Source organism: Okeania sp. SIO3B5 (assembly GCF_010692555.1).
In the GTDB taxonomy this organism is placed as follows: domain Bacteria; phylum Cyanobacteriota; class Cyanobacteriia; order Cyanobacteriales; family Microcoleaceae; genus Okeania.
Genome location: NZ_JAAHHG010000541.1, coordinates 1 through 6,654, shown reverse-complemented (window position 1 = coordinate 6,654; position 6,654 = coordinate 1). Strand labels below are relative to the sequence as shown.

The 6,654-nt window shown below is 38.5% G+C and carries 2 protein-coding genes and 1 pseudogene; all 3 read left to right on the top strand.

Annotation, left to right across the window (positions count from 1 at the left end):
• Positions 1-1,155: 1,155 nt before the first annotated feature.
• A complete protein-coding gene (locus F6K54_RS37745) occupies positions 1,156-3,219 on the top strand; it encodes a thioredoxin domain-containing protein (protein ID WP_293089148.1) in 2,064 nt (687 codons plus the stop codon).
• Between the two features lie 764 nt (positions 3,220-3,983).
• Positions 3,984-5,307 (top strand): annotated as a pseudogene (locus F6K54_RS37740) (RNA-guided endonuclease InsQ/TnpB family protein).
• A gap of 352 nt (positions 5,308-5,659) precedes the next feature.
• The gene (locus F6K54_RS37735) at positions 5,660-6,571 is read left to right on the top strand and encodes a transposase (RefSeq protein WP_366558354.1); all 912 of its coding nucleotides are present in this window, start codon (positions 5,660-5,662) and stop codon (positions 6,569-6,571) included.
• Positions 6,572-6,654: the final 83 nt, after the last annotated feature.

Below are 6,654 nucleotides of genomic sequence, written 5' to 3'. Positions count from 1 at the left end.
TCAATTCTAAACAGCGATATTTTGGATTAATGCCTATAATCCTTACGAACATTACTGAATCATTAGACATCTCCAGAAAAGAGGGAACAGGGAACAGGGAACAGGGAACCCACCCCTCGCCCCTCCCCCTCCCAACACACCCCTAGCCCCTCCCAGGAGGGGAGAGGAATAATTGATAATTTATGGATAATAATTGATTGTATTTTTGATTTTTGGAGATGTCTATTATTATTACTTAATAACTGAAGTCCCGTTGAAAGTATAGCATTATTTTTTGGAATTGGTGTTACACAGTAAGCATTCATTTATCAGCATTCATCATTCAGCTTTTGAACATATTTAAGAAATTACTAAGGTTAGCTGAAGACATTTTTTTTATAAGTTTTAATTCTCCTTGGAGACTAATTTCTCTTTTGAGCCGATAATGAGCTAATAACTCATAGCTGTTAACGTTTGCGTAGTATTCCGTAGGAAAGTTCCGACCATAGGAGGCTAGCTGATAACTGACGGCTGAATGCTTACGTCGCATTGCTTTTGGTAATTGGCATTACCGAATTATTAATTATTAATTATTAATAATTAATAATTAAATAATTAAGGTTTAAAGCCTCCCCTTTTAAGGGGAAAAAGCGGTCGAGGGATGGATGGGTTTCCTAACCATATCCAATCGACCAAGAGAAGAAATAATATCTCCTTATATTCAATTCCGTAACGGTTTTAACCAGAGGTAATTATCAATTATCCATTATCCATTATCCATTAATGAAATCTTGATGATTTTTGAGAGTAAATAGAAATATAAATTTTGACTCCTCTTATTTTAAGAACAAAAATTTCAACAATTTATTTGGTTATACTAATCCTCTTCCTTAGTACGTCAATCCTCTCCTTGAAAAGAAGAGGTAATTATTAATTATTAATTATTAATTATTAATTATTAATTATTAATTATTGAATACCATGATTCCCCTTGCAAAACCTGAGAAGTAATTATTTATTAATAATTGCTGAAGTGCTGACTGCTAATAGCTGAATTCTTACAAATCAAGCCCCAAAAATCATAAATACGTTATAATCTGCGGAAATGTTAATCATCTACTTTTCAAAGTACCAGAATAGTTGACAATATTAACAATAATTAGGGAGTCAGAAAAAATGACCAATCGTTTAGCTAAATCTCAAAGCCTTTATCTCCGCAAACACGCAGAAAATCCTGTTGATTGGTGGCCGTGGAGTGAAGAAGCTTTAGAAACTGCACGGCGGGAAGATAAACCAATTTTTCTATCAATTGGTTATTCAAGTTGTCACTGGTGTACCGTTATGGAAGGAGAAGCATTTTCTGATGATAAAATCGCCCAATATTTGAATGAAAAATTTTTACCAATCAAAGTAGATCGAGAAGAACGACCTGATGTAGATAGTATCTATATGCAGGCATTACAAATGTTAACAGGACAGGGTGGTTGGCCGTTAAATATATTCTTAACTCCTGATGATTTAACACCTTTTGTTGGTGGAACTTATTTCCCTGTTGAACCTCGTTATGGACGACCAGGATTTTTAGAAGTTTTACGAAAAATTAGAGAATTTTATGACATTGAAAAAAATAAACTTAACGATTTAAAATCCGAAGTGTTAGAGGCGTTAAGAAAATCAGTTTTATTACCAGAAGCAGAAGATTTAAGCCAAGAAATACTGCAAAAAGGTTTAGAAGTTAGTACCGCAATTATCAGCGATCGCTACTCTCAACAAAGCTTTCCCATGATACCTTATGGACAAGCAGCATTACAAGGAACAAGGTTTAATTTTGAATCTCAATATGATGGTAATCAAATTTGTTTACAACGAGGATTACATCTGTCATTAGGAGGAATTTACGACCATATTGCCGGAGGTTTTCATCGTTATACAGTAGACGCAACTTGGACAGTTCCCCACTTTGAAAAAATGCTCTACGATAACGGTCAAATTGTTGAATATTTGGCTAATTTATGGAGTGCAGGACATCAAGAACCAGCTTTTAAACGAGGAATTATCGGCACAATAAATTGGCTAAAACGAGAAATGACTGCACCAGAAGGATTTTTTTATGCTGCTCAAGATGCTGATAGTTTTACCACTCCAGATGAAGCTGAACCAGAAGAAGGTGCATTCTATATTTGGAATTATCAAGAATTAGAAAAATTATTAACCTCTGAAGAATTATCTGAACTATCAGAACAATTTTTCATAGCATCTAGTGGCAATTTCGAGGGAAAAATTGTCTTGCAAAGAAAGCAAGCAGGAGAGTTAAGTGAAGCTCTAGAAAATTCCTTATCTAAACTATTTGAATTACGGTATGGAGCCAAACCTTTTTTTGTCAAAACTTTCCCACCAGCAACCAATAATCAAGAAGCAAAAAATAATAATTGGCCTGGTAGAATTCCAGCAGTAACAGACACTAAAATGATTGTTGCTTGGAATAGTCTAATGATTTCTGGGTTGGCACGGGCAGCCACAGCATTTAACAATTCAGAATATCTAGAACTAGCCATTAATGCTGCTAATTTCATCATCAAAAATCAGTGGGTTGACGAACGTTTTCATAGATTAAATTATGAAGGTAAAGTGGCAGTAATGGCACAGTCAGAAGACTATGCTTTGTTTATTAAAGCTTTGCTAGACTTACAACAGGCTTCTATTACTTCATCAAATACTAATTATTGGCTAGAAACAGCAGTAAAATTACAAGATGAATTTGATAATTTTTTATGGAGTTTAGAAGCATCAGGTTATTACAATTCACCGAGCGATGTTAGTGGAGAATTAATATTACGAGAACGGAACTATATTGATAATGCAACTCCCGCAGCAAATGGCATAGCAGTTGCCAATTTAGTACGTCTATCTTTGCTAACTGAAGAATTATATTATCTCGACCGAGCTGAGTCAGCTTTAACAGCTTTTAGCAGCATAATGAAACAATCTCCTCAAGCTTGCCCGAGTTTATTTATTGCTCTTGACTGGTATAGAAACCAAACTTTAGTTAGAACATCTGAAGCAGAAATTTCTAGTTTAATTACTCAGTATTTTCCTACTACTATTTATAAGGTTGAAACAGATTTACCCAAAAATTCTGTAGGATTAGTTTGTCAAGGTTTGATTTGCAAAAAACCTTCTTTGAGTAAACAAGAATTATTAAAACATTTAGAACAAAGTCAAAATCGTTGGACTAAATAATTACGAGTCAGCCCTCAGGAGTCAGGAGTTGGGAGTCAGTAGGAAGAAAGTAGGAATTATCAGGGGATATTCCAGCATTTTATGCATGCATTGAATGGAAAGCGCAATCAAAAAACTTTCTCCCTTTTAATCTTTTCTTTCCTTCTGCCTTTCCTACGGAATGCTGCGCAAACAGCATAGCTGCCTCCTGCCTTCTGCCTTACTTTTTCCAACTTTGATGTCGGCAAGGGGTCTCCCGTTATACAAATGTTAACGGGAGGGGAATTGCCGACCAACAAATAAACCGCGTAGCGTCCACTTAGAGCTTGCATTGTGTGCTTTTTTGTGTTATTGGTGATTATATCAGGAGTAGCGGTAATACGCACTTGATAACAGCACATAGAAAACAAATAGCGAGTATGGGGTTCAATTCATGAAGTTCGCGGTCGGCCCGTGAAAAGGTAAAACTCTTGAGGGTGTGTATCGGAGTACAGAATTGTTCAGTACAAAAAGGTGGTGGGTCTCATCATCTCTGTCTGGTGAGGGTTAAGTGGTTGCACTCCCTGTGAAACAGAAAGCCCGCGTCCGCGAGGTTGGGAAGCCTACATCATAATCTTTGATTTGATGTAGGAGAACGTCACAGTGGAAGACTATGGTTTATTTATCAAAACGTTGGTTGAAGACCCGCGCTCTCCCGTAGGGGATCACCGTATGGGAAAACCAATCAATATTGCGGGTTTACAAATAATCTGTGAGAATGTTGTGGGTTGAAAATTAGTCAGTAGATGGTGGAAAAAGCGTACAAATTTAGATTTTACCCAACTCCAGAGCAGGAAAGTCTGTTGCGGAGAACCTTGGGATGTGTACGCCTCATCTACAACAAAGCTTTAGCAGCTAAAACTACTGCCTGGTATGAGAACAAAGAGCGAGTAAGTTACAAGCAAACTTCAGCCATGCTAACTTCCTGGAAAAAGCAGGAAGACTTGGATTTTCTGACTGAAGTAAGTAGTGTACCATTGCAGCAAAGCTTGAGACATTTACAAACTGCTTTTCCTGCGGAATGCTGCGCAAACACCAATTTTTTTAGTGGACAGGCGAAATATCCCAACTTCAAGAAAAAGCGCAACGGTGGTAGTGCTGAATTCACGAAGTCGGCATTTAAGTGGAAAGATGGCCAAGTCTATTTAGCTAAATGTTCAGAACCACTACCTATTAGATGGAGTAGGCCACTACCAGCAGGTTGTGTACCTAGCACAATTACTGTCAAGCTTGAGCCTAGTGGTAGATGGTCTGTATCAATGAAGAGTTAATGATACCAGAGATTTAAAACTCAAACCTGTTACCAAACAAGTTGGCATTGATTTAGGCATTACCAGCTTACTAACCACCAGCGATGGTAAAAAAGTTGCCAACCCAAAAAATCTTCAGAGGTTACATAAAAAACTGAGGATAGCCCAGAAATCCCTAGATAGAAAACCCGACAAAAAGTCTAATAATTATCAAAAAGCCAGGCTGAAAGTAGCCAAGATACACGCGCTTGATTAAAGACTCAAGACTTGATTACACTCACAAGCTAACATACGTCGCCAATCCGACGGCTCCCCTACAACTGATTAGAGAAAATCAAACTATTGTAGTTGAGGATTTAGCAGTACGAAACATGGTCAAAAAGCGGTGCGACCCCGCGACGACGCCAGCTCGCTTGCGGAACGCGCACCAAGAGACCACAAATTAGCTAGAGCGATAAGTGATGCTAACTGGGGAGAATTAGTGAGGCAATTAGAATACAAGGCTGATTGGTATGGACGGAAGTTAGTCAAAATTGACCGATACTTCCCTAGTTCCAAGCGCTGTTCTAATTGTGGTCATGTAGTAGAAAAATTGCCTCTAAATATTAGAGAGTGGGATTGTCCTGAATGTGGTAGTCACCATGACCGGGATATCAACGCAAGTATAAATATTTTGCGGATGGGAACCCGCGTCGGCGTCAGGCGCAAGCGGTCAGACCCCGCGACGACGCCAGCTCGCTTGCGGAATGCTGACCAAGAGAGGGAACGCCCACCAAGAAGGCTGCGGGAGGAGCAGTGTCAGTCTGTGGAGCGACCGTAAGACCGGAAGAGAGTAAATCTCGCTTATACGGGTGCATTGAAGCAGAAAGCCCCTAACAGTGATGCTAGGGAATCCCGCGCTGTCACGCAAGTGCAGCGTCGGGAGGATGTCAATAGAACATCTAGAGCAAAGTCAAAATCGTTGGACTAAATAATTAGGAGTCAGTCCTCAGGAGTTAGCTAGATCGCCCTTGAGCCTCACGCCATAATCTGTGATTTGGCGACCAGATGAATCGGCGGCCAATTGAATGGGTTCGATGCCGATTCAATTTGCATGATATCTCAGCAAAAACCTTCGCCCTAGTTGAAAAACTTGTATTATGATATTGCAATAACCCCAGAAAATTTCCACCATGCGCACTGCCTACCAATATAAATTAAGGCCCAACAAAGAACAAATAGCCACAATAGAATTGTGGTTGGAATCGTTGCGTCGGCAGTACAACTATCGGTTGGGTGAAAGGTTTTCATGGTGGTCAAAAAACCGTTGTCCAGTTAACGCTTGCCCTTTAGTGATGCCAATTCCTCAACTAAGAGATAATCCAAATTATTACTCTCAAAAACGAGATTTGGTCAATACCAAAGACAAGTTTCCTGAGTACAAACTAATTCACTCTCAGGTATGTCAAGATTGCATAAAACGGGTTAAACTTGCCTTTGATAGATGGTTGATAGCAGACAAAAATGGGCAGAAATTAGGAAAACCAAGGTTTAAAGGAAAAGGACGTTATCGTAGTTTTACTTATCCTCAAATCAAACAAAACTGTATTGAAGGAAATCAAATTAATTTGCCAAAAATAGGCAACATTAAGTTGATTAAACATCGACCGTTACCTGATGGTTTTCAAATTAAAACAGTAACAATTAGTCGTAAAGCAGATGGTTATTATGTAACTTTATCCCTAGAAGACAAATTAGTTCCAGCTTTAACAACTAAAGTGGAACCTACATTAAAAAATACTCTGGGAATTGATATGGGGTTGAAGGAATTCTTAGTAACAAGTGAAGGAGAATCAATCCCGATCCCTCAATACTACCGAAAATCTCAGCAGCGATTAAAGACTCTACAGAAACGTTTATCTCGTAAAAAGAAAGGTAGCAAAAGATGGTTAAAAGCTCTTCTATCTGTAGCGAAACAACACAAAAAGGTAGCCGATAAACGTAAAGACTTTCATTTCAAAAAAGCTAATGAATTGTTATCAAAAGCCGAAGTTATCGCCTATGTAGACGCGGAGCGGCGTGCCGGAGGCAAATTTAAACATTAAAGGGCTAGCAAAGACTCGTTTGAGTAAATCAATTAATGATGCTGGCTGGGGACAATTTCTAACTATTTTAACTGTCAAAGCCG